Below are 24,791 nucleotides of genomic sequence, written 5' to 3' on the forward strand. Positions count from 1 at the left end.
ACCTTCAGTATTTTTGATGGAATTTAATAACAATCCATTGGTTGATATGCTAACATGGCAAACATTTTTTTTGCAACAAGACGGTTGGGGGACGACTTTTTCTTAAGACATTTTGAAATTGTCACAAATCGTTTCTATTTCCTGTGACCAGAATCACATGTGCATGCGTGAACCTCCCGTACACTTGAAATATAGAAAGAACGAAGCACTTCAAGGAGGTTCTACAATGTTAAGCCAAAAAACCATTGAAATCATAAAATCAACCGTTCCTGTACTAGAGGTGCACGGAACTGCCATTACAAAACGTTTTTATCAAATGATGTTTGCCAAGCACCCTGAGCTTCTTAATATTTTCAACCATGCCAATCAAAAGCAGGGAAGACAGCAAACAGCTCTGGCCAATGCGGTGTATGCTGCGGCTTTGTATATTGATAAGCTGGAAACAATTTTGCCTGTTGTGAAGCAGATTGGACACAAGCACCGCAGCTTGGGAGTAAAGGCCGAACACTACCCAATCGTCGGGGAAAACCTGCTTGCTGCGATCAAGGACGTACTTGGGGATGCCGCTACGGACGAGATTTTACAGGCGTGGGCAGAAGCGTATGGCGTCATTGCGGATGCCTTCATCGGTGTAGAACACGAAATGTATGAAGAAGCGAGCGGGCAGCCCGGAGGATGGGGAGATTTCAGAGAGTTTATCGTCCAACGCAAGGTGAAGGAAAGTGACGTAATCACTTCCTTCTATCTGGTTCCGGCAGATGGTCAACCGATTTCCAGCTATGAGCCAGGGCAGTATATCAGCGTCAAGGTAGAATTACCGGGTGAGGAATTTACTCACATTCGCCAGTACAGTCTCTCTGATGCGCCAGGGAATGCGTACTACCGCATTTCTGTCAAACGCGAGGATGCGATGCAGGATAAGCCAGCAGGAAAAGTATCCGTTTATTTGTCTGAAGAAGTGAAGGAAGGAGATAGCCTGCAGCTGTCTGCTCCGGCAGGAGATTTTACCTTGCAGCAAGAGGACAGCCGTCCGGTTGTGCTGCTCAGTGGCGGTGTAGGATTGACCCCAATGATCAGCATGCTGAACACACTGATCAAATCGGGAACAGACCGTCCGATCACCTTCATTCACGCAGCCAAAAACGGAAAAGTGCATGCCATGAAGCAGGCAGTGGAGGAGCTGGCCGCAAAACATCCACAGCTTTCTGTTCACTGGTGCTATACACAGCCGACCGAACAAGATCGATTGAACGGTGCTTTCCAGAAAGAAGGATATATCGATTTGCCGTGGCTGCAAAAGGTCATCGATACAAAAGAGGCGAGCTACTATTTCTGTGGTCCAACTCCATTCATGAAGACGATCAACGGTGCTCTGTTGGAATGGGGAGTGCCAGCAGAAGACATTCATTTTGAGTTTTTTGGTCCGGCAGCGACCTTGGCATAAAGAGGCTCTCACGAAAAAAACTCAAGCTTACTCGCGATTCGCAGCTTGAGCCCGCAGCAGTCGATTTACCGTCTCGCGGCGAAGCCCGATGAGTTGACCGATTTCATCCTGAGTCAGTAACTCCGAAAGCGAGGCGACAGGGATGAATGACTGAAACCAAAGCTGGAGCTTGCGAAGCTTTTCAGCAGGAGAGACTTCGGTCAGTTGGTCGATACGCTGCTGCATCATCCGTAGCTTCCCTTGCAGCTGTAGCGCGATATCACGACACTTTTCAGGATTGTCATCCAGATGGCGATACCAATCCGGGGCAGACAGCACTTCGATCTCACAGGTCACGAGAGCGATTGCTGTCCCGTAATAGGGATTCGGGCTCATCAATGAATGATGCGGAATGATCTCATCTGGAACGATGATGTTGACCAGCGTCAATGCTCCGTCTGCATGTACCCGAACGATTTTTAACAGACCGCTCTTCAGATGATAGAGCGGTCCTGTTTCTCCTTGTCGAAACAGGACTTCTCCCTTGTGCAGGATCATGGGTTTCTCCTCGATTCTCTACGTTTTTCTCTAGCAATTATAGCAAGCCCGGCAAGAGGAAGTAAGCAAGCGTAAAAAGCAGTTTGCCGCTTTTTTAGGCTTGCTACAGCAATAATGCCTTTTGCTATAATGGGGAAATCACAGATGGATAAAGGGAGTTGTCTGATGCTCAACTTTTTTACATGGGTCGGCTTCGTAGTGGGGGTACTCACGCTCGGATTGATTGGCTATGTGGCTTACCGCTACTGGTACCATATGGGACAGCTTCCGAAGCCGGAGTTTCGTCATCTGGACACGAAAAAGCCAATGCCTGCCGACTGGAGTCATGATGAGGTTACATTTACATGGATCGGCCACTCGACGATTCTGTTGAATATGTTTGGTACGAAAATACTGACGGATCCGGTTTTGGGCGAGAAGCTCGGGATTAAGCTTGCGGGTGTCCATTTTGGTCCCAAACGCTTTACGCCTCCTGCCCTCGACTTTGCTGAAATTGGCGAGATAGATATTATTTTGCTCTCGCATGCTCATTTGGATCATGTCGATCTGCCTACCTTGCAGAAATTAGCGAATCGCTCCACACATGTCATTACAGCGCACCAGACGAGCAAACTGTTCAAGCATATGCCATTTGGTTCGTATGAGGAAATGCAGCCGGGAGAAGTCATTACAACGAAAGAAGGAATGACGATTACGGCGATTCCTGTCCGACACTGGGGCAACCCCTTTCCATGGAATCATGAGTATGGCTACAACGGCTATATGATTGAGAAAAATGGCGTGCGTATCCTCTATCCAGGCGATACGGCTTATATCTCCATGGAAAATTTGCCGAAGCAATTCGGGCCTATTGATCTGGTGTTCATGCCGATCGGCGCCTACAAGCCGGACTCTTATCAAGCCGCGCATTGTACGCCAGAGCAAGCATGGCAGATGTTCAAGGAGACCAAAGCCAAGTGGCTGGTGCCTATTCACTGGAATACGTTTGTGCTCTCGCGTGAGCCAGTTGATGAGCCGTTCGAGCGTTTGTTGGCAGCAGCGGGGGACGAGAGGGATAGGATCGTTGTTGAAAAACAAGGGGAGACGTTTTCGATCCCTGTTCAATAGGTGTGAAAAGTTGGCGACTGCTTATATGGCAGTCGCTTTTCTAACGATATGAATAAATGGGGAGGGAATAGCTACCTTATTATAGAAATATTTTTATCGAAGGAGTTTTTTGAGGAGGGGTACATATGACAAAAGCATTGCCACAACGCTGGGATATGGATGCAATTTTTCCTGGTGGCAGTGAATCAGAGGATTTTCGAGCGTTTTTAGGGACTGTGGAAGGGGATATTGCGAACCTAAAAGCGCGTTTCGAGCAATCTGGCGCTGGTTTGCATGAAACAGTCGCTTTCAAGGAAGTGATCACTCATGTTCAAAGCATTGCAGTCCGTGTGAGACAAGCAGGTGCATTTATTTCCTGCCTGACTGCTCAAAATGTAAAGGATGAGCCAGCCAAGCTGCTGGGTGGTCGTGTAAAGAGTATCTCGGCTGCGTTTGGTGCAGTATTGACGCGCTGGGAAGAGCAACTGCTGGCTATCGACGAGGCTGCATGGGAGAATCTGTTGGCAGACGAAGACTTGCAACCTCTTGCTTTTGTGCTGAATGAGCGCCGCCGCCGTGCACAGGAAAAGCTGTCGCCTGAACAAGAAGTGCTGGCAAACGATTTAGCCGTAGACGGGTATCACGCTTGGCAAGATTTGTACAATGCTGTCGTGGGACGAATGAGTATTGAGGTTGAGGTCAATGGCGAGACGAAGCAGATGTCCGTCGGGCAAGCTTCTAACCTGATGAGCAGTCCTGACCGTGCTGTTCGTGCCCAGGTTTTTAAAAAGTGGAAAGAAGCTTGGGGCAAGGAAACGGAGTTGTGCGCGCAGGCGCTGAATCACTTGGGTGGTTTCCGTCTCTCTCTGTATCGTCATCGCGGCTGGGATTCCGTCCTGCGTGAACCGTTGGATATTGGACGGATGCAGGAAAAAACACTCGACGCGATGTGGCAGGCCATCGACAATCGCAAGGATCGTCTGGTTGCCTACCTGGAGCGCAAGGCAAAGCTCCTCGGGGTAGACAAGCTGAGCTGGTACGATGTAGGAGCTCCAGTCGGCAAGGTACATAAAGAAGTGTCTTACGATGAAGCGGCTGCGCTGATCGTTGAGCACTTCAATCGTTTTAATCCGAGCATGGCTGAGTTTGCGCAAAAGGCATTCGATGAGGGGTGGATCGAGGCAGAAGATCGTCCTGGCAAGCGCCCAGGCGGATTCTGCACGAGCTTCCCAGTCAGCAAGCAGTCCCGCGTGTTCATGACGTATGCGGGAAGCGCAAGCAATGTATCCACACTGGCACATGAGCTGGGGCATGCGTATCACCAGCAAGTCATGTGGGATTTGCCAGCCCTTAACCAAAACTATGCGATGAACGTAGCGGAAACAGCATCGACCTTCGCAGAGATGATCCTCGCTGACGCTGCTGTGAAAAATGCAGCGAATGACGATGAGAAACTGGTGCTGTTGGAAGATAAGCTGCAATCCATCGTTGCGTTTTTCATGAACATCCACGCTCGCTTTATTTTCGAGAAAAATTTCTACGAGAAGCGCAAAGAAGGTCTCGTTAGCGCGGCTGATCTCGACCGAATCATGGAAGAGGCGCAAAAGCAAGCGTACAACGGCGCTTTGGCAGATTATGAGCCGCACTTCTGGGCATCCAAGCTGCATTTCTACATCACGTCGTATCCGTTCTACAACTTCCCGTACACATTCGGGTACTTGTTCAGCATGAGTGTCTATGCGCGTGCGCTCGAAGAAGGTGAGAGCTTCGCGCCGAAATACGATGCACTGCTCCAAGATACGGGCCGCCTGATGGTGGAAGACTTGGCGAAGAAGCATCTCGGTGAGGATATGACGACAGTTGAGTTCTGGCAAAAAGCTGTTGATCTGGCTGTGGCAGACATCGACGAATTCCTGCGCCTGACAGAAGAAGCATAAATTCACGAATAAATAAGTACCAAGCAGTCTGTCACTATTCTGACAGGCTGCTTTTTCGTTGAGAGATTGTTAATGTTGCAGAAGAAATCTTCGGATAACATTTACCTGCGGTTTATAGAATCCTCGCTATTTTTTCGTACAGTAAAAGGGGAGGGAGTACTTGTAAAGGGAGGCATCGTAATGGACACTGGTAGTCATCTTTTGTTGGGTGTCACACTGGCGGGGTTAGCTCATATCACGCCGGCAGTGGCGCATGATCCGGCGCTTGCTCAGGCGCTGATGGTCGCAACGGTAGTGGGTTCTCATGCCCCGGATTTCGACACTGTGGCCAGACTTCGCGGTATTTCTTTTTACATTCGCTTTCATCGGGGAATTACCCATTCGATTCCCGCCTTGTTTCTATGGCCCCTCATTATCAGTCTTCCTCTTGCCTGGGGGTTTGGTCTCATGGGGCAGCTCGGGATTTTGTACGGATGGACGCTGTTGGCTGTTGTGCTGCATGTTTTTCTCGATATGCTAAACGCCTATGGAGTCCAGTGTATTCGCCCTATTAGCAGGCGCTGGGTGCATTTGGATGTACTTGCGATTTTTGAGCCACTGGTGTTCGCGATCCATCTGGCAGCGGCGATATGGTGGATAGCTTTTAGAGGAGATCCCAGCGTGCTGTTTCCGGTAGCATATGGCATGACGCTCGTGTATATTGGCGTGCGGGCTTGGCAGCATCACCGTAACGTCAGACGGGTAGCAAGGGCATTGGAAACAAGCGGCATATCCCATGTCTTCCCGAGCATACATCCTTTTCACTGGCGATTCGTCGTAGAGACGGAAGAACGGTTTTACACAGGGAGAATCGAGTATGCACGCGTAATAGTGGAGGATATGTATCCGAAGCAGCAGCGTGATGCAATCATTCAGGCTACTGTCGGTGTGGATGGTGTTCGTGCTTTTCTCGGATTTGCTCAACGAATCCACGTCACGTGGAAGGAGATTGCCGACGGTTACGAAGTCACATGGAGCGATGTGCGCTTTTGGTACAACCGCAAGCTGCCTTTTGGCGTAGATGTTGTCTTGGATCGTGATTTGAACGTCGTTAATCATCGGTTGGGTTGGCGAAAAAAAGCGTGGGACCCGCCGTTTGTATAAGGGAAGCTAGTATAGGTAAGCCTCGTCAGTTAGTGAAGCTGGGGGCTTACTTTTTTTGTGTGAACAAGGCACCTCAGCGTCTGCCTCTTACATTGTTTCAGTAAAGCTTTTGCCAAAGGTTTAAGTGGTATCGATAAACCAACAAAGCTGGTAAGAAGAAAAAGCACAGGGCTCGTAGACCTTGACAACGCCTCCCCTTTTGGAAGTGGAGACGGACAGTGAATCCCCCCTGCTGGCGTGTCAGAGTCGAAGAGCACTGTGCTTTTTCTTCTCCTCCACTATGTTGACCCCATTAAGGACCTTTATAGCTATTCTAACGAAATGGCGCTAGGCAAAATCTAACAAGAGTGATACACTGAAAAAAACTAAATGTTCGATGGTGATAGAATGAATGGATTGTATTCGATCAGAGTAGAATGGTCTCCTGCGTATGAATGTATCATTAGCCTCTACACTTACATTCACGAAAAGGAGCGCAAGCATTGTTTGCTTGGTACGGCTTGGTTTGAGGAGACAAAACAAAAGCTCCCGGCGTCTTTTGCAGATGAACTCGCAGATGAACGCTGGGAAGTACTTCACCGCTTGGTGCTGCTAGTAGCGCAATCACCCCAGACCAAATCCGTTGAAGAATTTCTTGGGTGGCTGGAAAGCATTCCTCCCGGTGAAATTTATGAGCGTCTCGCGCCATGGGTGGAGACGATCCCGCTGAACTTGGGGGAAATCCGTGATCGCAGCCTATTGTTGCTTACCCAGTGGAATGACCATTATTTTTCGAAGGTGGACCCACGCATTTTGGAGAGTTTGCAACGGAGCGCTGATGAGCTGACAGTCCGCGCCAAAGAAACGCCTCCAATTGATTTGGTCGATCATGTTACGAACGGCATTTGGATTGAGCCGATGGCAGATTTGCGAGAGGTTGTTCTGATCCCGCAATACCATTGTGCCCATTCTTCTGTCCTCGACTTTTATCGGGGGCTTGCCACTTGTATGTACCCTGTTAAAGATGCGGCAACAGCCAAACCACAGCCGATCCTCGAGCTGTTGCCCATCACACAGTGCCTGGCTGATGAGAAGCGCCTGCAAATCTTGCGCTGCCTGGCAAAAAAGACGTGCACTCTCGGGGAACTACAGAAGCAAGTATCCTTAGCAAAAAGCACCGTCCATCATCATGTAACCGCGTTGCGCAGAGCGGGACTGATTCGTGCTCATTACACAGGAAGTACGACGGTTTCCTACTACAGTCTGCGAGAAGCCTTTGTCGAGCGTCTCCCGGTCTTGCTTCGTTCCTTCTTCCATACATCAGAGTAATTTTGCTTTTGAAAATAGCATGATTTTGTTGAGAGGGTAGGTTGAATCAGAATGAGCAGTATGAGCAAAATGAGGCAAGTGTGGGAGGCGTACCACCCGATTGTTCATCTGTTGATGGCAGGGACGGTGTTCGTTCAGCTCACCCAATCGATGAGTATCCCTTTTCTGGCCATCTATCTCGGTGAAACGACGAAGCTCTCTCACGCCTATATTGGACTGATTATCGGGGCAGGTCCTTTGGCTGGAACAGTAGGGGGATTTGTTGGCGGGATTCTCTCGGATTTGTTTGGCAGACAAAAGCTGATGTTCTTTTCCTTGCTTGCTATGGCGTGCTCGATGATCGGCTTCATTACAGTGGCTCATCCGATCAGTTTGCTGTTAATCAGTTTGGTTATGGGATTGGCGGCATCTATTTTTGCGACGGTTTCAAAAGCGCTGATGGGAGACTTGACCCCTGAGCATAAACGTTTTCGTGTGTTCTCGAATCGCTATCTTGCGAACAATCTAGGTTTCGCGATTGGTCCTATGCTCGGTGCTTTTTTGGGGATTTCCGGCAGCAATCTGGCGTTTATTCTGACTGCGGTGTCTTTGGTGAGCTTTGCCGTCATTTTATTAGTGGCATGTCGAAGATGTGGCGTCACTGATGACGGTGGGGGGAACGGAGAGGTAGAGAGAGCCAGTTTGGGTGAGATCTGGCAAGTACTCAGAAGGGATGTCGTTCTTCTTACCTTTGTTACAGGCGGAATCCTGTTAGTGACAGTGTACGGTCAGATGTCTGTTACTCTCTCCCAATACTTGCGGGAAAACTTTTCGGAGGGAGTCGCCTTGTTTGGAACCTTGATGAGCGTCAACGGATTTACTGTCCTGCTTTTGCAAATTCCTTTAACGAGGCTGGTTGAGCGTTTTTCCTTGTTTGCGAGGATAGCAGGCGGTGCTGTATTGATGGCCATAGGAGAGGTCGGCTTTGCTTTTTCGCCAGATTGGACGTGGTTTATTACAGCGATGATCGTTTTTACGCTTGGGGAAATCTTGATCATACCGGCGGAGTATGCGCAAATCGACGAGATCAGTCCCGCGAATATGAGAGGGACTTACTACGGGGCACAAAGCGCAACGATGCTCGGCAGTTTTCTTGGACCATGGGCAGGTGGTATGGTGCTCACCGCATATGGTGGCCCTGTGATGTTTATGGTCATGGCAGTATTGGCGCTGGTCAGCTTGATCTTTTATTGGCTGGGGCGCAGCTTGCATGAAAAGCGGAAGCAGCCCAGAAATGCAATTGTAGAGACTTCCATGTAGCTTCTTGCCGATTGATTGCGATTGCCGTATAATAGAAAGTATCTTTTTCAAAAGGGGACGTTTTGATGTCGGTGTGTGTTCTTAACTAAGCAACTGGATAGGGTACTCCCAGTATTTTGGCAAAAACCACATTTCATGTCGGCTTATTTGCTATGGAAAAAGGAGGCCTTGATTAGTTAAGAACTTACGGTCATCCATCTACCCATTTGCTCGACTACGGGAACCGTGCTCTTACGCACGGTTTTTTTGCGTGACTATCCACGCGCACGTAGCGAACGTATGCCCTCAAGGCGGAGATGAACGAATGTTCATGCTCTGCCTTTTTGCATGGCATCGATGGGTCCATCCCTTTTGAAAAGAGGTTCTCTACATGAAAAATTATATCGAAGACACCTATAAAAAAGTCCGTTTACAAGAAGGACAACGAGTGATCGAACAATTTTTGCTTGCGTGTTATTTTCAGCCGGGTTTGCCTACGAAAGAGCTGGCGAGAAAGGTACTCTTGCCTGTACCTGTGGCGACTGCGATCAAAAAAGAGCTGATCAAGGCAGGTGCCATACAGCAGGGGAGCGGGGTGAGATGCACCTCAGAAGGGGAGGCGTTCATTGAACAAAAGCTAGGGTATGGTGGGCTGGATCGAGAGCTGTACGAAAAGCTGATGAGAGACGATGAAGCTTGGAAAACAGAACTGGCTGACTTGCAAGCGGAGATGGAGACGATTTTTGCTGGGCGTCCGCAAGTCGATGTACAGATCGATCAGTCCAAATGCACAGTCGAGACGAGCTTACGCAGGGCAATCTTATGCTTGCGGCATCAAAGTTTGGTGGGCAAAAAAATATTATGCGTCGGGGATGATGATTTGGTCAGCATCTCACTGGGGCTTTTGCTCAAGCGCTTGTTTCCAGGGAATCAACAACGTCCAGGGCAAATTGACGTAGTCGATATCGATGAACGCTTTCTCCAGTACATTACGGATGTGTCAAAGCAAAATGCATTGTCCGTAGCCTGCCATCAGGCTGATTTGCGGCATCCGCTGCCGAAGAAGCTGCAGGGTGGCTACGATTGCTTTTTTACTGATCCACCTTACACGCTGCAAGGAATGGCTCTGTTTTTATCCCGCGGAATTAGTGGGCTGCAAAAACAAAAAGGACTGTCCATCTTCCTGTCCTTTGCACATAAATCGCCTGATTTCACGCTGAATATGCAACGGGAGTTCGTGCGGGCAGGCTTGACCGTACGAGAGGTACTCAGTCATTTCAATGAATACGAAGCGGCGCAAATAATTGGAAACAAGGGACAGATGATCGTGCTTACCACAACAGAGCTGACGGCTCCGACGATCAAGCATCCATTTCTGGAGTCGCTGTACACAGGCGAAGAGACTCCTTCCAAGCGTGAGTATCAATGCAAGCGCTGCAAAAGATCGATTCAGGTAGGGGCACAGGCAAAAATAGTGACGATCGAACAATTGAAAAAACGCGGCTGCCCTCGTTGCAAGCACCAAAGCTTTGAGCTGTTGTCCCGCCGAAGAGCACAAGACTGATTGTACGCAAGTGGGCATAAGGTAGTGGTGGAGGGGAGGGAGAAAAAGAGAAGATGGCTTACGAAAAAGCGTTTGTTTTATTGCGGATCGCGACGGGAATCTTGTTTTTCATCCATGGCATAGCCAAACTTCAAAAAGGGATGGCTGCTGTTGTGACGACGTTTAGTGATCTCGGTTTGCCGGGGTGGCTGGCGTATGTGGTTTTGATCGTAGAATTGATCGGCGGTCTCGCTCTGATCATCGGAGTCGGGGCGAGATATGCTGCCTGGGGATTAGCTGCGATCATGGCAGGTGCGATTGTGACAGTGAAATGGGCGAAAGGCTTTGTCGGCGGTTATGAGATGGATTTGATCCTGTTGCTTGTCACGATTTGTGTGGGGCTAAAAAGGTGAAAAAGAGATCCGGCTGAACCAGTAAGCGGTCAGCTGGATCTCTTTTTTAAACAAACAGCTCGTAATACGCAGGAGAAACGTTATCTAAAAACGGACTTTTTTCACCCGAATAGTATAGGTGCAGCTCGTGCATGGCTCGTGTACATGCCGTGTAAAAAAGCTTGCGTTCACTTTCTTCGCCGTAGCATGCAGCGGAAGCATCATAAAGGATGACCGAATCGAACTCCACCCCTTTTGCCAAGTAAGAGGGTATGATCAAGATTCCTTTTTCAAAGGAAAGAGTAGCGGGCTTGATCAGGCGAATTGGCAATTTCTCCTGCAAAGCGTCATGAACGACTTGGGCTTCCTCTAGTGTTTTTGTGATAACAGCGATCGTTTGATGACCGCGATCTGTGAGCTCACGTATGCGTGCTTCGATTTGGTCGGTATGAGCTTGAGGTGATGTCACTTTGGTTAGCGTTGGCAAGCGACCTTCACGCATAAAAGGCTCAATCATATCCCCATCTCGTAGCAATTGTCGTGTAAACAAGACGATGGGATAGGTGGAGCGGTAGCTTTTGGTCAGGACGAAGGTCTCCGTCTCTTCAGGCTCAAACAGGGATGTGACAGCATCAAAGCTATTCTGGTGATACGCATGGGCGTAAATCGCCTGATTCCAGTCTCCCAGCACGGTCATTTTGGCACGGGGAAACAAGCTTTTGATGAGAGCAAACTGAAAGGCGGAGTAGTCCTGGGCTTCATCGAGAAAGACATGACGGACGAGGTTGTTCGTCTGCTTGCCCTCCAATCGTTCCTGCAAATACAAATAAGGAGGGATATCTTCACATGCCAAATACTGTTGCTCTAAACGATCTGCTGTCTGTTCGCACACTGCGGGCCACTTGTCTAATCCATCATGTTGGAGAGTATTTGGAGCAAGCGTCCCGAGCAAGTCAGGTGACAAGAAGAGCTGGCGGTAAATAGCGCGAGTATCAATAAATTGGAGTTCCCGGATAAAATTGCGCAGAGGCTGAAACTGTTTTTTGACGATCCAGTTGGCTAAGAGCTCCTGCTCGCGTTCGAAGTCATCAAAGGTATCCTCCCGAAACTGCTTTTTGCGGCGCAGCGATTGATAGGCAGCCACGTAAGCGTCTCGGTCTAGCAGCTCCATTTCATCTTCTACCCATGGTTTCGAGCGTTCGCGTTGTTCCAGTTTTTTCAGCTCTGTCAGCAGTGATTTCGCAACGAGTACCATCCGATTGGGGATCGGCAGACTCGTATCGAGAGAATAAAACAGCTCATGGATGTGAGCCGCACTGATCAGAGTCTGGTTTCTAAATGTAACGGGGCGAAACATGATTCCAGATTGCTTCAGGCTATTCGCGTATTCATCCATGGCCTGCAAAAACAAGGAGCTTGATTTGAAACGGATTCCTTCCAGCCGCGCCGCGTATCCTGACTGATCACTTGCTGTCAGTACATACTCCATCTGTTCAAGCGGGTTTTCCAGGCGGAAGTCGTCACCGAGACGATGCTCCGCGTATTCCTGAAAAGTCGTTTGCTGCATATTTTCCTCGCCGAGCTCAGGAAGAACGGTCGAGACGTAGCTGTTAAACAAAGAGTTGGGCGAAAACAAGACGATTTGCTCTGCCGTCAATGTCTTGCGATAACGGTATAGCAAATAAGCGATTCGTTGCAAGGCCGCAGAAGTTTTTCCGCTACCGGCAGCTCCGGAGACGATGACGAGTCGGCTGCGTTCATTTCGGATGATGCGGTTTTGATCCCGTTGGATCGTGGCCACGATGCTTTTCATCTGCGAATCAGCCTGTTTGCCGAGTACTTCCTGAAGCAGTTCGTCGCCAATCGTCACCCCCGTATCAAACAGATGCAGCAATTTGCCGTCGCGAATGATGTATTGTCTTTTGCACGTAATCTCTCCATTAACGCTTCCGCTCGGGGTATTGTACGTTGCTGGCCCCGGCGAGTAGTCGTAATACAGACTGGAAATCGGAGCGCGCCAGTCATAGACGAGAAACTCCTCGTCGTTTTTATCCAGCAAAGAAGCAATGCCGAGATAGATGGCTTCTGGCTTCGATTCCAGCTCTTCTTGAAAATCAATCCTGCCAAAATAGGGAGAGTGCAACAAGCGCTGCAGCGTACGCAACTGATTTTGGGCATGGCGATGGATGCGTTCACGCTCGGACAGGACTTCCGCTTGCTGCTTGATACTGGCGTAAGTCTCTACAGCTTCGATCGCATCCTCGAAGTTGGCTGTCACGTCGTCCCAAAAATGCTTGCGAATTCCGATGATATCCTCGCTCACGACATTCACATGCTCTTTGAGGTCATCTATTCGGTTCTTTATCTCTGAGATGACTTGTTCAACACGTTGTTGTTCGTTTTGCCTATCTTGATCAGTCACGCTCATGGTACCGCTCCTTTTTCGTTCCCCATTTTTTGACCTGAAGGTTTGACAATCGAAAGTGAATGTGATACTATTATATTGGAGATAAAATAGCTACATATTATCGATTGACCGACAGACCAATTCTCATTTTATCATGTGATAATTGGCTTTTCAACATGGTATAGGAAAAATACAAAGTGAAATGACAGGGAACTCCTTTGGGGGTTCCCTTTTTTGTTGCGGTTAGACTTGTCCGCCAAGGATTCCGGCGAGAGCTACCCATATACGGGTTGTTCCCACCAGTCTATTGAAAAGTAAAAGGATGTCTTCTCACCTGCGTTTGGAACGCGAGCGATGAGAGCCATTCCAGGTCCGAGAATCCACTGTCCGCCAGGGGTCGCCTCAACGGTGGAGGAGGCCGGAATGATTCGCGTGGAGGTATGAATGTGATCAGAGAGTGTATCCGCCATACCAGCGCCATGCAAAAGTTGCCCTTGGGCGGTGGGACAAGACGGGAGTTGAACATAGCCGGAAGTCACTTGACGTGAGAGAGTCGTACCTGTGATTGAGGAGGCTTTGCCAAACAAGAAATGTGCTTCTATCGGGTGCGGGGATGGATTCGTGATCATCCAGTGGTTGACAAATAAATGAACGCCAGAGCGTAATGGGTTCGACAAGGCAGCGATCCCGTGAGCTCCATCGCTCACTGTGATTTTATCCGATTGCCCCATGAAGTATTTGCATTGATCCGCCATCGACATCGCATACGGAATGTGAACATTCCGGCTCAGCTGTTCCGTAGCAGAAGGAGTGGGAAACGGATAGTACCCCATCTGCATGTAGACATCCGGTATTCCGCCAAAAAAGTACGAGGGGCGAGTATAGGAGGGCTTCGTCATGATTTCCTCTCCTTGTGTGTAGGGTAACTGCTAACCCTACAGCATATGGCAATCGTCCATGGAGGGTGTCAGGAAGCAAAAAACAGACACCATTGTAGCTGGTGTCTGAACGAGTTTGAAATGGATTACTTTTTCTGGCTAGGAAGACGAACGCGATGGTATTGCTCCAGGCGGCCGTCTGAGTCGATGGACAGTTCAATTTGCTCCTTCTCGGCTTTAAAAGTAATCCCGCCTAGCTCTCGTGTAAATCCGTTCGTATCTCCTGTTTCAATGAATTGGTTGCTAACGGTTTTAAACTGCTTCGTATTTTCGCTGCCAAGTATTTGGTTCATAAGCTCTTGTCCACGTTGCTGGTAGTAATCCTTTTGGCGGGACGCTACTTTCGCTGCGGGAAAGGGACCACCATGATAGTGCAGCAAAATGCCTGTCGTGCTGTCGAATTGCATTTCGGCAAAACGTTTCCCTCTATCCGTTGCATTCCCTGTCTCATGCAGGGTAATCGTCCATACTCCCCGAATGTCTCCTGACATAGACAGGGGAGACTTATGTATCCCCATGATTTTCCACGTTTTCAGCGAGGGCTCCACTTCAAGCAGCTTTTGAAAACTGGCCTCTACGAGAGCAGGTAATGATTCCTGCTTGCTTGCATCACTTGGCTGCGCGGCGGGAGCATGCCCCGAACTTACAGTCGCGACTCCTGACAAACCGATAACAGCTGCCAACAATAAACTGCCGATTGCTTGAAAAGGTTGTATTTTCATGGTCGATCTCCTTTACTGTAACGAAATTTTTACTGCTTTATCCGGTTCTGCTTCCCCGTTCATATGCGGGATTAAATGGATGTAAGCGGGTTTTTCCTTGAAGGAAACGATAAATTTTCGCGAAATCCCATTCTCGTCGTAATCAGTGCTTTCCTCCTCAATATGAATTTCCTTACCATTGGGATCGAGGAGAGTATACGAAGGCTCATATAGTTTGTCGTCAGGCGGAATTTCTTTTAGTACAACCGTTGTGGATACCGGCGTGAGTGTAACCTCTTTGACTTGAAAAGCAAAATTACTCCGCAAGGTTTGGCTGATGTTAGGCGTGAGGGTCTTACTGTCAATCTTCGCAAACTGCTTTACAACGGGAAGTTTCAGGTTCCATGTGCTTTGTGCATTTTGATAGTCATATAACTGCGCCTGCATCGTAAACTGATCGGGCCAAGTTCCATTGAGGGTAATGGAAGTAACACCTGCAAACAAATAATCCTCCATCTGTTTGACCTTACTGCTCCAGCCAGCTCCAGTGCTATCGATGGGCTCAGCCAAGGTAAAATCCTTTAGCACGATTCTTTCTGCGATTTCCTTGGCGGCTGATTTTTCGGTCGTTTTGGGTATCTGAATCAAATAGCCAATACTCAATTGTATCCCATCGTAAAATACTTCGTTGACCGTTATCGTAATGCCATTGACCACTGCGCTTTGGTTGACTGCGGTAATTAGCCCTTTTTCGTTGGCGATTTGTAGAGCATCTTCTTGAAACAGTTCAAAGACAGAGCTGATGACCGGTACATGCTTCAACTTTTCTGCCCATGTGGGTGAGGAAAATCCGAGCGCCAGGAGGGTGAAAAGCAGGAAGGACGCAACGCTAGCAGAGGCCATGAAAATCTTTTTCATGCGGATACGGGAACCGGATGACTGCTCTTGTGGCATGGTTGTGAATAAATTGCTTTTCATCCGTGCTACGGTTTCTTCGTCCGGGGTGTGTATTCCGTTTTCTCGTTCAAGCTGTTTGACGATGTCAATAAGCTCAGATGCGTCATAGGCCAGAGCCCCGTTGCGCAACTCCGAGTGAGGCGCCTCCAGCCACTTGGCAAAGCTCTCGATTTGTTCAGAAACAATCTCGTCTGAATTGCGCTTCATAAGAATCCTCCGATCCTCGTAGATTTCCTTTTACCTTTTCTAAGGCGCGATACAGGCGATTTTTTACGGCACTTTCGCCCATTTGCATGATTTGTGCGATCTCGGCAAAGGTACATTCACCGAAAAATCTAAGCATGATAATTTCCCGTTCGATCTCATTGATTTGCTGTAGGGCAGAAGTTAAATCAAGTTGAGTGGTTGCATACTCTGAATAGCAGGCAGACGAATTGGCAGAGAGAGAATCAAGCTCACATTCTCTCGGGCGCCGCTTTTGCTTGCGTTGTTCGTCCATGAGCGTGTACTTGGCAATCTGAAACAGCCAGGTGAAAAAAAGCGACTCTTCCCGAAAGCTGTCAAGCCGACTCATTGCTTTTAAGAAGGTTTGCTGTGTCAGATCCTCGGCTAGCAATTTCCCCACTTTGAATGAAAAATAACGGTAAATTCGCTTTACATAATGATCATAAATAGGAGCAAAGTCCTCTCGATTTTCTTTGGCACGCGAAATCCAGTACTTCTCATCAAAAGGTGTAGATTCCATTTTCTCCCTCCCTTCTTCAACAGAATTAGACGTCAAGCGTTGGAGAATCGACACAACTGGCTTTCGATTTTTTGCATAGAAAAAAGGCTGGGAGCAAGATCCCAACCTTTTGCAAGCATATGAACTCTTTCGTTTACGACACCGTTTTCCAGGCATGAATGGCAAGCAGCGCCCAGCCAGCGAGGAACAAGACTCCGCCAATCGGCGTAATCGCACCGAGAACCTTAATACCAGTCATCGCCAGCGTGTAGAGACTGCCGGAGAAGATCACGGTTCCGGCTGCAAAGCACCAGCCTGCCCAGACGAGGCCAGAAGAATCCGGGTACCACTTGAGCAATAGAGCAACCAGCACGAGAGCCAGCGCATGTGTCGTCTGATAGGTCACGCCCGTATGGAAAATGCCCAGCGAATATTCGTCCAGCTTTTCTTTCAGTGCATGTGCCCCGAATGCTCCCAACGCAACCGAAAGAAATCCACTGATACTGCCTAGCATCAAAAACAGCTTCATGAGTGCGTCACTCCTTTTTTCGCATAACCTGTACATCTGTCCGACCTCTATTTTATCGTAAAAAGGTAGACATTGCCCAATTGTAATTTGGTGAACACGCCTTGGACTACCATACAAGCCGCTTGTCAACCTCCTACATAGAGTAAAGTATCGCAGTGGCAACGCTTACAGGCTACTGCGACGGGAGGTGACGTAATATGAACAAATGGATTTCCAACGTAGGAGGGCTTCTTGGTGGCTACGCATTGTTGAAAGCGCCGCTGGAAGGTTCCTTCCTAACTGGGTTGGACCCGGTGGTGGATGGAGTTGGTCTGATCACTGTGGTCGTATTCGCGGGAGCTCTTATTTATTCTGGTGTACGCGACTGGTTCCAAGGCTAAGAAGGTAGGACAAAAAACAAATCAAGGGTGTCTCCAGTCGGAGATGCCTTTTTTCTTCGAAAGGCTGGCGTCTTTTGGCGCGCTCCCCCATATACATAAAGTAGACCGACGGCAAAAGGGGGAGGCGAAACGATTTGACCAACGACGAGCGAAAAGAACTGGAGCGATCCATTGACGAAATTACCGAGATCGCCAAAGGGTTCAATCTCGATTTTTACCCGATGCGATACGAGATATGCCCGTCTGACATCATTTATACATTTGGCGCGTATGGAATGCCCACACGATTCTCGCACTGGAGTTTTGGGAAGTCCTTTTACAGGATGAAATTGCAGTATGACCTGAATCTGAGCAAAATCTACGAGCTTGTCATCAACTCCAATCCTTGTTACGCATTTCTTTTGGATGGAAATTCCTTGATTCAAAACAAGCTCATTGTGGCTCACGTCCTTGCTCACTGCGACTTTTTCAAAAACAATGTGCGCTTCTCCAACACCAATCGGGATATGGTCGAAAGCATGGCGGCCAGCGGAGAGCGGATTCGCCAGTATGAGATCGAGTATGGCAAGGAAGCTGTGGAGAATTTGCTCGATGCGAGCTTGGCGATTCAGGAGCACATCGATCCGAGCTTGCTGCGTCCGAAGCTGCGTTGGAAACGAGAGCCAGAGGAGTCGAACAAAAAGACGAAGAACGAACGGCACTCCCCTTATGACGATCTCTGGGGACTGGACCGCAAAGCAAAAGAGGAAGCCGAGCCGGTAAAAGCACCACGCAAATTCCCGCCGGAGCCGGAAAAAGACCTGTTGCTGTTCATTATGGAATACAGCAATATCCTGGACGATTGGCAGCGGGATGTACTGACGATCATTCGGGATGAGATGCTGTATTTCTGGCCGCAGATGGAGACGAAGATCATGAACGAAGGCTGGGCTACCTACTGGCATATGCGCATCCTGCGGGAAATGGAGCTGACAGAATCGGAGACGATCGAGTTTGCCAAGCTGCATTCCTCCGTCATTCAGCCTTCGACGACGAGCATTAATCCGTATCATTTGGGCCTGAAAATTTTGGAGGACATTGAAAAGAGATGGGATAATCCGACGAAGGAAGAGCAGGAGCGTTTCGGACGCAAGCCAGGAGAGGGACGCGCGAAAATTTTCGAGGTGCGCGAGCTGGAGTCCGACATCAGCTTTATACGCAACTTCCTGACGAAGGAACTCGTCAGTGATCTGGATTTGTATATGTTCGGGAAGCAGGGCAACGATTGGGTTGTCGCGGAAAAGCAGTGGGAGAAGGTACGCGATGGTCTGGCGGGCACACGGGTTAACGGGGGGTTCCCTTATGTACTCGTGCACGATGGGGATTACTTACGCTCCGGCGAGTTGTACTTGAAGCATCATTTCGAGGGGCTGGAGCTGGACGTCAAATACGTAGAAAAAACATTGCCTTACATCTATACCATGTGGGGAAAATCCGTTCACCTGGAATCGATGGTGGAGGATCGACAAGTGTTGTTTACGTACGATGGCAAGAAAGTGCATCGCCGCTTTTTATAGGGAAAAGGCCGCATGCCCGGTGGAAGCTAACCGAGCGCGCGGCTTTTTCTATGTGTCCGAACCGCTTATTAAGTACACGTGGAATGAAAATGCTTTAAAACGTTAACTACCAACTATTCAATCCTGAAGAGGTGGAAAAAGCTCGCAAAGTAGCGAGAGCATCCGTATTTTTAAGGAGTTTCAAGATAAACTGCTTGTTTTTTTCTCAACCTCGATCGCTTCTTCCAAAAAGGCTTGCCTTGCTTCTTTTACTAGGAAAACAATCAGGATGAAAACAAAGATGTAGGCAAAGTCGAGAAACCAGATAAGCCCCAAGGGATGAGAAAGCATGGCACCTAGCATAGGTGACATCAACCCGCCCATTACTCCAGCCATTACTCCTTCAATAGAAGCGGTAAGAGAGATCATTTTCCCCGAGATAAACCCAACCACCATACCAATTGCGACAGCGATGATCATGCCATCCATACAGGCAAGCTCGGACCGATTTTTGTAGGTATAAAGGATACTGCTAACCGTCACTAAACTGAGAAAAATCATGTTTAGGAATAGCATATAATCCTCCTAATTCGCTGCTATTTTCCTTCTTCGCCTGCATCCACATCTGCAAAAGATCGTGCATCTATTGCCTCGACAAAGACATCTGTTAGCCACTTAGACCACCTCCTGCAATAACATATGAGGTGGTCTAAGAAAGTTGCCAGACTTCGGATTGGTATTTACACTAATTATTTGAAAATGGGTTGAATTTTTTGTGTGAATTTCAAACAATTACCATTAATATAAGGAAGAAGACTGATGAATGAGGTGATACTATCAGAAAAATTCTCTTGGTTTTACTTCTTGGGCTGTTAGCATTCAGATTTTTCGATCTAGACGTTAGCATGGGAATAAATAGAAAGGTTTCAGTAGTCATCACAGTTGCGGTGGCTTTCTGGATGTTTTATTTGGACTATAAGGGTAGAGGAAAGAAAGGCCGCATGCCCGGTGGAAACTGATCGAGCGTGCGGCCTTTTCTACGTGTCCGAACTAGGACAACTGATCCGTAATTCCAATATGACTGCTGATCCCGCCGTCCATGGTGATGCTCGCTCCATTGATGTACCCGCTATGCGGCCCGGCGAGATGATAAATCATCTGGGCGATTTCCATCGGCTGAGCTACCCGTTTCACCGGGCTTTTGGCGATGACCCGATTCATGTAATCCGAAATATCCTCCGGACGTACGCCCATTGCGGTATCCACATATCCGGGACAGATGGCATTGCAAGTAATTCCATGCTCTCCCCATTCCGCAGCAATTGTTTTTGTATAACCGATCATGCCATGCTTGGAAGCGACGTAGGTGGATGAATGTGCAGAGCCTAGCAAGCCCTGAATGGAAGCGATGTTTACGATCCTCCCGTAGCTCCTATCTTTCATCTTGGGCAGCAGGTTTCTGCAAAATAGGAATACACTCTTCAAGTTGGTATTCATGATCCAATCCCACTCTTCATCGGAGACTTCGTCGACTCGGTGGAATGGACCGCCAACTCCGGCATTGTTGACCAAGATAGTGATATCTCCGAAATGCGATTCTACTAGCTGGATGGCTTCTTCTACTTGCGTTCGTTGACCGACATCACAGCGAATAGACAAGGCCTGACCGCCTGCCTGATTAATTTCTTTGGCGACTAGCTGTGCCTTTTCTTCTTGTACATCAAGAACAGCGACGCGTACCCCATGCTGAGCCAAAAGCTTTGCGGTTGCTGCCCCGATCCCATTGCCTGCTCCTGTGATGATTGCTACTTGGTGCATTTGTAAACTCTCCTTATTCATCTGTCATTTAGAGAACGCCTTTAGGCGGAAGGATTTTGACTTCATCGATTCGAACGTGGAGCGGACGGGAGGCGATATCTAACACGGTATCCGCCACATCTTTTGGTACGAGCATCGCACTCGGATCAAAAAAATGCCGCTCCTCCGTCATGTTTGTATGAACGGCACCGGGAAAAATGGTGGAGACTCTTACATTGTCGTTTTTCCATTCTTCATTGCAAATTTGGGAAAAGCCTTGGACGGCAAATTTCGAAGCTCCATAAACACCGTTTTCTGCAATGGGAATATACCCTGAGACACTAGAGATATTGATGATACGGCCTCCGTGAGCTTTCATTACCTTGTATCCTTCGCGGCTGCAAAGAAAGAGTCCAGTTACATTGGTGCGAAAAACATGCTCCCATTCATCTACGCTTGTTTGTTCGACAGGTTTAAACACGCCGACTCCTGCATTGTTGACAAGGACATCTAAACGTCCGTATAACCTTTGTACTTGCGCAAATAAGGCAAGGACACTTTGCTCGTCGGTCACGTCTAGCTGTACATTCGTCACACTTCCCGGCTCAGCTTGTGCAATTTCGTTCGGATGTGGCGCGGTTCGAGAGGTTGCCCAAACGATCGCTCCTTCTTTTGCCAAAACATTTGCCATCTCAAGGCCCAATCCTTGACTGGCTCCTGTGATGACCACGATTTTATTCAGTAGTTTCATGTGTGCCTCCGTATATAAAACGTCCATTCCAATAACTGGGTTTACTAAACGTTTTTTAATGGTACAAAACTTTATTCCTGCCAACAAGCGCCATAGGAATGAATTTCGATAAAAGTAGTAGGAGTTTATTGGGCAGGAACTAGGTATTTCATCGTGGAAAGCTTAGTAAGTAAACCTAATTCACCCTGGGGGGCTCTTTCTATGGAAAAGCATGCGGCTGTCATCGGATCAGGTGTTATGGGACATGGAATCGCGCAGCTATTCGCGTTGGCTGGATTTCGTGTTTCTCTTTACGATTTGCAGGAAGAGTTTTTGCTGAAAGCAAGAGCTAGCATTGAGCACAGCCTTTCCCTTCTGGTTGCAGAGGGAGTGATTGCAGACGAGTCTAAAGTAGCAGCGCTCGAGCAAATCGTCCTGACCACGGATTTGCAAGAGGCAGTATCTGCTGCTGAAATCATCACAGAAGCGGTACCAGAAGTCATCGAGCTAAAGTGGGAGCTGTTTGAAAAGCTGGAGCAATACGCGAGACCAGATGCGATTATTGCTTCCAATACGTCTACGTTTTCGATTGCGCGACTGATCGAAAAAGCAACCACGCCTCAGCGCTTTATCATTACACATTTTTTCAATCCAGCCCAATTGGTTCCGTTGGTCGAGGTAGTCAGGCACGAGAAGACCGCGGAGGAAGTGGTTCAAAAAACGATACAACTGATGGAAGAGATCGGGAAGTCTCCGGTTTTGTTGAAAAAGGATGTACCGGGTTTTATCGCCAATCGGCTGCAAACAGCTTTGATGAGAGAAGCTTTTCATTTGCTCGCAGAAGGTGTGGCAGATGCAGCCCAGATCGATATGGTAATGAAGAACGGAATTGGCTTTCGTTGGGCTTTTGTCGGGCCTATTGAGACGGCGGATTTAGGTGGACTCGATACGTGGAAGCGCGTGATAGATAACCTGGCGCCAGAGCTGAATGGCTCGACAAAAGCACCCGCCATCATTGAGGAACGAGTAGCAGAAGGCAATCTCGGCACCAAGACGGGCGCAGGGATTTACTCGTATAAGGATGCATCTGTCTCAGAAAAGCTGCGTGTACGTGACGAACAGTTTATCCGTTTAGCGAAAATGAAGCGCGTTTGAAGTAACTTACAATAAATTTCGCTACTAAATAGCAGTCAATACCGACCGTCCTGTCTATCATACGTAAGCAGGGCGGTTTTTCTATGGCCTTGGGGGCGGTATAGGCCCCGCTTTTTTATACCTATTACAGTTCTATATATTTTTTGCTTAATTAACCAACCTTCGTTACCGATATAAAAAATTAGGACTTCACCAACATGAAACGTTTCCCTAAATACAACTTAGAAAGAAGATGAAATGAAGTGAAAGTTGACTTGCGAAATTGGTTTCGAAGCTATCGAACCAAACTCATAATCACATTTCTCTTGATTTTGTTAGTCCCTTCCCTTGTCGTTGGAAGCCTGGCTTACAATCAAGCGAAACAAGAAATTGCCAAACAGATCTTGGATAGTGCCAACGAAAACGTCGATTTGGTCAACTCCATCGTCAGCAGTACGTTTGAGGGCAAAAAGAAGGATGCTGACTATTTGGCAAAAGATATCACACCTGGCGTGAAATCAGCTGATGTTCAAAAAGAAATCATGCACCATTTGGATATGTATATGGGTATGCATGCGGACGTGTCCAGTATCAGTTTGGGAACAGTTGACGGACAATACTTCCGCGCTCCCAAGCAAGAAGTACAGGCAGGGTTTGATCCGCGTACGAGAGACTGGTACAAGAGAGCGATGGAAAACAAGGGAACTGTCGTCGTTACGGACCCATATATTTCGGCGGTATCAGGTGAGGTTTTAGTAGCGGTAGCAAGAACGACGGAGGATGGCGCTGGGGTTATCTGCATTACAGTTGGGATTGAGCAGATCAAACAACTGGCAAACTCAGTCAGCATCGGTTCGGATGGAGATGTCATCGTAGTGGACAGCAATAAGAAGTATGTCGTCCACCCGGAAAATCAGGCAGGAACTGTGGCACAAGAGAGTTTTTACGACAACTTGTACCAAAGAGAAACAGGTCATTTCAATTACGAGGAGCAAAGCATCCCGAAACAGATTTACTATGTAACGAATCCGGCTACTGGCTGGAAAATTGCTGGTTCGATGTACTTATCAGAGGTTGAGGATGCTGCACAGCCGATTTTCGCGCAAACGTTTTGGACGATTACGATCTGCTTGCTGCTGGGAGCACTCATTGTAGCAGCTGTACTGCGTTCTCTTCTCCGGTCCATCCAGGAAGTGAAGGTACATGCGGTTAGAGTGAGCCAAGGTAATTTGACTGACCCGATTAAAGTACGGTCAACTGATGAAATCGGTGAGCTCGGCCATGCGTTTAATACGATGCAGGATAACCTGCGGGCGCTCATCTCAGATGTCGAGACTAGAGCAGAGCAAGTAGCCGCGTCTTCGGAGCAATTGACTGCGAGCGCGCAGCAGACGAGCATTGCAACCGAGCATGTAACGACTGCTGTTCAGGAGGTAGCTGGCAGCGCGGAACAACAAACAAGCGGAATCGACCAAAATGTGCGCTCACTGCAGGACATTGCGGAAGGGGTCACACGGATTGTAGAGAGTGTCAATGTGTTGTCGGATACTGCTCAGCAAACGACGGTTCAGGCAGAAGAAGGTGGCAGCTTTGTCGAACAAGTCATGAGTCAAATGAAGTCGATTCATGAATCAGTAGAACAGTCTGATCGCATGACCAAATCGCTCTATGATCGTTCGAAAGAAATTGGGACGATCTCAGATGTCATCAGCGGGATTGCCCAGCAGACGAATTTGCTGGCATTGAATGCAGCGATTGAAGCGGCACGGGCTGGTGAGCATGGCAAAGGCTTTGCGGTTGTAGCTACAGAGGTGCGACTGTTGGCTGAGCAATCACAATTGTCGGCTAAGCAAATTTCTGAATTGATCACAGAGATTCAACGGGAAACTAAGCAATCCGTCGACAACATGGAAAAAGTCAGACTGGATGTTGAAGCAGGCTTGAACGTTTCAGAGGAGACGATTCACAAGTTTGAAGGCATTATGGAAAGCACCAGAATGACCAACCCACATATCGCAGAAGTATCCTTGATCGCACAGCAAATCTTGGCTGCTGTTCAGGAAGTAACTGCGACAGCCAATGTGCTCGTCACCATCGCGAAAAGCAACGCCGAAACAGCCGAGGAAGTAGCAGCCTCTACCGAGGAGCAGCTCGCCTCCATGCAAGAGATCTCATCCTCCGCTCAATCCTTGTCGTCACTGGCGGAAGAGCTGAAAGTATTGCTCAATAAATTTACCTATTAATCTGTGTCCGAAAACAAACGAAGCGCCCTGTCTCTTGCAAACGAGCAG

22 protein-coding genes are annotated in these 24,791 nt (G+C 48.3%); 12 read left to right on the plus strand and 10 right to left on the minus strand.

Annotation, left to right across the window (positions count from 1 at the left end; all coding sequences use genetic code 11):
• Positions 1 to 226: 226 nt before the first annotated feature.
• Positions 227 to 1,444, plus strand: coding sequence for an NO-inducible flavohemoprotein (gene hmpA / locus HP567_RS08810; RefSeq protein WP_173609046.1), 1,218 nt, complete (start codon positions 227 to 229; stop codon positions 1,442 to 1,444).
• Between the two features lie 27 nt (positions 1,445 to 1,471).
• Here the strand turns inward: hmpA and HP567_RS08815 are convergent, their stop codons facing one another.
• The gene (locus HP567_RS08815; protein ID WP_173609045.1) at positions 1,472 to 1,981 is read right to left on the minus strand and encodes a Crp/Fnr family transcriptional regulator; all 510 of its coding nucleotides are present in this window, start codon (positions 1,979 to 1,981) and stop codon (positions 1,472 to 1,474) included.
• Positions 1,982 to 2,146: 165 nt separating this feature from the next.
• On the opposite strand from HP567_RS08815, the gene HP567_RS08820 reads away from it, so the two are divergent.
• From HP567_RS08820 to HP567_RS08850, 7 genes are all read left to right on the plus strand, one after another.
• Positions 2,147 to 3,088 carry an MBL fold metallo-hydrolase gene (locus tag HP567_RS08820; RefSeq protein WP_173609149.1) on the plus strand — a complete coding sequence of 314 codons (942 nt, stop codon included), beginning with the start codon at positions 2,147 to 2,149 and terminating at the stop codon, positions 3,086 to 3,088.
• A 125-nt stretch (positions 3,089 to 3,213) separates the two neighbouring features.
• Positions 3,214 to 5,004 carry a M3 family oligoendopeptidase gene (locus HP567_RS08825; protein WP_173609044.1) on the plus strand — a complete coding sequence of 597 codons (1,791 nt, stop codon included), beginning with the start codon at positions 3,214 to 3,216 and terminating at the stop codon, positions 5,002 to 5,004.
• Positions 5,005 to 5,184: 180 nt separating this feature from the next.
• Entirely contained in the window at positions 5,185 to 6,147 is a 963-nt protein-coding gene (locus HP567_RS08830; RefSeq protein WP_173609043.1) for a metal-dependent hydrolase, read from the plus strand.
• Between the two features lie 387 nt (positions 6,148 to 6,534).
• Entirely contained in the window at positions 6,535 to 7,455 is a 921-nt protein-coding gene (locus HP567_RS08835) for an ArsR/SmtB family transcription factor (RefSeq protein WP_173609042.1), read from the plus strand.
• Positions 7,456 to 7,515: 60 nt separating this feature from the next.
• The gene (locus tag HP567_RS08840; RefSeq protein ID WP_173609148.1) at positions 7,516 to 8,754 is read left to right on the plus strand and encodes an MDR family MFS transporter; all 1,239 of its coding nucleotides are present in this window, start codon (positions 7,516 to 7,518) and stop codon (positions 8,752 to 8,754) included.
• A 370-nt stretch (positions 8,755 to 9,124) separates the two neighbouring features.
• Positions 9,125 to 10,297, plus strand: coding sequence for a bis-aminopropyl spermidine synthase family protein (locus HP567_RS08845; protein ID WP_173609041.1), 1,173 nt, complete (start codon positions 9,125 to 9,127; stop codon positions 10,295 to 10,297).
• Between the two features lie 53 nt (positions 10,298 to 10,350).
• On the plus strand, positions 10,351 to 10,689 hold the full coding sequence (locus tag HP567_RS08850; RefSeq protein ID WP_173609040.1) for a DoxX family protein: 339 nt from the start codon (positions 10,351 to 10,353) through the stop codon (positions 10,687 to 10,689).
• Between the two features lie 46 nt (positions 10,690 to 10,735).
• Here HP567_RS08850 and helD read toward each other — a convergent pair whose 3' ends face one another.
• The 6 genes from helD to HP567_RS08880 form a co-directional block, all read right to left on the minus strand.
• On the minus strand, positions 10,736 to 13,096 hold the full coding sequence (gene helD, locus HP567_RS08855) for an RNA polymerase recycling motor HelD (protein WP_173609039.1): 2,361 nt from the start codon (positions 13,094 to 13,096) through the stop codon (positions 10,736 to 10,738).
• 254 nt (positions 13,097 to 13,350) lie between these two features.
• Positions 13,351 to 13,974, minus strand: a complete 624-nt coding sequence (locus HP567_RS08860) for a DUF6143 family protein (protein WP_173609038.1) — start codon at positions 13,972 to 13,974, stop codon at positions 13,351 to 13,353.
• 125 nt (positions 13,975 to 14,099) lie between these two features.
• Positions 14,100 to 14,735, minus strand: a complete 636-nt coding sequence (locus HP567_RS08865; protein ID WP_173609037.1) for a hypothetical protein — start codon at positions 14,733 to 14,735, stop codon at positions 14,100 to 14,102.
• A gap of 12 nt (positions 14,736 to 14,747) precedes the next feature.
• Positions 14,748 to 15,878: a DUF4179 domain-containing protein gene (locus HP567_RS08870; protein WP_173609036.1), complete on the minus strand. Its 1,131-nt coding sequence runs from the start codon at positions 15,876 to 15,878 to the stop codon at positions 14,748 to 14,750.
• Complete coding sequence (locus HP567_RS08875; protein WP_173609035.1) at positions 15,847 to 16,416, minus strand: RNA polymerase sigma factor; 570 nt, start codon at positions 16,414 to 16,416, stop codon at positions 15,847 to 15,849. Before HP567_RS08875 ends, HP567_RS08870 begins: the two co-directional genes overlap by 32 nt.
• 133 nt (positions 16,417 to 16,549) lie before the next feature.
• Positions 16,550 to 16,924 carry a DUF423 domain-containing protein gene (locus HP567_RS08880; protein ID WP_173609034.1) on the minus strand — a complete coding sequence of 125 codons (375 nt, stop codon included), beginning with the start codon at positions 16,922 to 16,924 and terminating at the stop codon, positions 16,550 to 16,552.
• 197 nt (positions 16,925 to 17,121) lie between these two features.
• On the opposite strand from HP567_RS08880, the gene HP567_RS08885 reads away from it, so the two are divergent.
• Complete coding sequence (locus HP567_RS08885) at positions 17,122 to 17,304, plus strand: hypothetical protein (protein WP_173609033.1); 183 nt, start codon at positions 17,122 to 17,124, stop codon at positions 17,302 to 17,304.
• Positions 17,305 to 17,438: 134 nt separating this feature from the next.
• Positions 17,439 to 18,860, plus strand: coding sequence for a SpoVR family protein (locus tag HP567_RS08890; RefSeq protein ID WP_173609032.1), 1,422 nt, complete (start codon positions 17,439 to 17,441; stop codon positions 18,858 to 18,860).
• 180 nt (positions 18,861 to 19,040) lie between these two features.
• On the opposite strand, the gene HP567_RS08895 is transcribed toward HP567_RS08890, so the two are convergent.
• The 3 genes from HP567_RS08895 to HP567_RS08905 all read right to left on the minus strand — a co-directional run bounded on the left by HP567_RS08895 (position 19,041) and on the right by HP567_RS08905 (position 21,387).
• Positions 19,041 to 19,415 (minus strand): hypothetical protein, encoded by a 375-nt coding sequence (locus HP567_RS08895; protein ID WP_173609031.1) that lies wholly within the window; start codon positions 19,413 to 19,415, stop codon positions 19,041 to 19,043.
• 474 nt (positions 19,416 to 19,889) lie between these two features.
• Complete coding sequence (locus tag HP567_RS08900) at positions 19,890 to 20,657, minus strand: SDR family NAD(P)-dependent oxidoreductase (protein ID WP_173609030.1); 768 nt, start codon at positions 20,655 to 20,657, stop codon at positions 19,890 to 19,892.
• Between the two features lie 28 nt (positions 20,658 to 20,685).
• On the minus strand, positions 20,686 to 21,387 hold the full coding sequence (locus HP567_RS08905) for an SDR family oxidoreductase (protein ID WP_173609029.1): 702 nt from the start codon (positions 21,385 to 21,387) through the stop codon (positions 20,686 to 20,688).
• Between the two features lie 201 nt (positions 21,388 to 21,588).
• Between HP567_RS08905 and HP567_RS08910 the strand changes: the two genes are divergently transcribed.
• Together HP567_RS08910 and HP567_RS08915 are read left to right on the plus strand one after the other, a co-directional pair.
• Positions 21,589 to 22,521 (plus strand): 3-hydroxyacyl-CoA dehydrogenase family protein, encoded by a 933-nt coding sequence (locus HP567_RS08910; RefSeq protein WP_173609028.1) that lies wholly within the window; start codon positions 21,589 to 21,591, stop codon positions 22,519 to 22,521.
• A gap of 242 nt (positions 22,522 to 22,763) precedes the next feature.
• On the plus strand, positions 22,764 to 24,743 hold the full coding sequence (locus HP567_RS08915; protein WP_173609027.1) for a methyl-accepting chemotaxis protein: 1,980 nt from the start codon (positions 22,764 to 22,766) through the stop codon (positions 24,741 to 24,743).
• The last annotated feature ends 48 nt before the right edge of the window (positions 24,744 to 24,791 follow it).

The sequence above is a fragment of the Brevibacillus sp. M2.1A genome (genome assembly GCF_013284355.2).
Taxonomy (GTDB): domain Bacteria; phylum Bacillota; class Bacilli; order Brevibacillales; family Brevibacillaceae; genus Brevibacillus.

What these genes read in the sequence shown, in the direction of transcription:
- hmpA (WP_173609046.1), top strand. Translation starts at nt 227, where the DNA reads ATGTTAAGCCAAAAAACCATTGAAATCATAAAATCAACCGTTCCTGTA.
- HP567_RS08815 (WP_173609045.1), bottom strand. Translation starts at nt 1,981, where the DNA reads ATGATCCTGCACAAGGGAGAAGTCCTGTTTCGACAAGGAGAAACAGGA.
- HP567_RS08820 (WP_173609149.1), top strand. Translation starts at nt 2,147, where the DNA reads ATGCTCAACTTTTTTACATGGGTCGGCTTCGTAGTGGGGGTACTCACG.
- HP567_RS08825 (WP_173609044.1), top strand. Translation starts at nt 3,214, where the DNA reads ATGACAAAAGCATTGCCACAACGCTGGGATATGGATGCAATTTTTCCT.
- HP567_RS08830 (WP_173609043.1), top strand. Translation starts at nt 5,185, where the DNA reads ATGGACACTGGTAGTCATCTTTTGTTGGGTGTCACACTGGCGGGGTTA.
- HP567_RS08835 (WP_173609042.1), top strand. Translation starts at nt 6,535, where the DNA reads ATGAATGGATTGTATTCGATCAGAGTAGAATGGTCTCCTGCGTATGAA.
- HP567_RS08840 (WP_173609148.1), top strand. Translation starts at nt 7,516, where the DNA reads ATGAGCAAAATGAGGCAAGTGTGGGAGGCGTACCACCCGATTGTTCAT.
- HP567_RS08845 (WP_173609041.1), top strand. Translation starts at nt 9,125, where the DNA reads ATGAAAAATTATATCGAAGACACCTATAAAAAAGTCCGTTTACAAGAA.
- HP567_RS08850 (WP_173609040.1), top strand. Translation starts at nt 10,351, where the DNA reads ATGGCTTACGAAAAAGCGTTTGTTTTATTGCGGATCGCGACGGGAATC.
- helD (WP_173609039.1), bottom strand. Translation starts at nt 13,096, where the DNA reads ATGAGCGTGACTGATCAAGATAGGCAAAACGAACAACAACGTGTTGAA.
- HP567_RS08860 (WP_173609038.1), bottom strand. Translation starts at nt 13,974, where the DNA reads ATGACGAAGCCCTCCTATACTCGCCCCTCGTACTTTTTTGGCGGAATA.
- HP567_RS08865 (WP_173609037.1), bottom strand. Translation starts at nt 14,735, where the DNA reads ATGAAAATACAACCTTTTCAAGCAATCGGCAGTTTATTGTTGGCAGCT.
- HP567_RS08870 (WP_173609036.1), bottom strand. Translation starts at nt 15,878, where the DNA reads ATGAAGCGCAATTCAGACGAGATTGTTTCTGAACAAATCGAGAGCTTT.
- HP567_RS08875 (WP_173609035.1), bottom strand. Translation starts at nt 16,416, where the DNA reads ATGGAATCTACACCTTTTGATGAGAAGTACTGGATTTCGCGTGCCAAA.
- HP567_RS08880 (WP_173609034.1), bottom strand. Translation starts at nt 16,924, where the DNA reads ATGAAGCTGTTTTTGATGCTAGGCAGTATCAGTGGATTTCTTTCGGTT.
- HP567_RS08885 (WP_173609033.1), top strand. Translation starts at nt 17,122, where the DNA reads ATGAACAAATGGATTTCCAACGTAGGAGGGCTTCTTGGTGGCTACGCA.
- HP567_RS08895 (WP_173609031.1), bottom strand. Translation starts at nt 19,415, where the DNA reads ATGCTATTCCTAAACATGATTTTTCTCAGTTTAGTGACGGTTAGCAGT.
- HP567_RS08900 (WP_173609030.1), bottom strand. Translation starts at nt 20,657, where the DNA reads ATGCACCAAGTAGCAATCATCACAGGAGCAGGCAATGGGATCGGGGCA.
- HP567_RS08905 (WP_173609029.1), bottom strand. Translation starts at nt 21,387, where the DNA reads ATGAAACTACTGAATAAAATCGTGGTCATCACAGGAGCCAGTCAAGGA.
- HP567_RS08910 (WP_173609028.1), top strand. Translation starts at nt 21,589, where the DNA reads ATGGAAAAGCATGCGGCTGTCATCGGATCAGGTGTTATGGGACATGGA.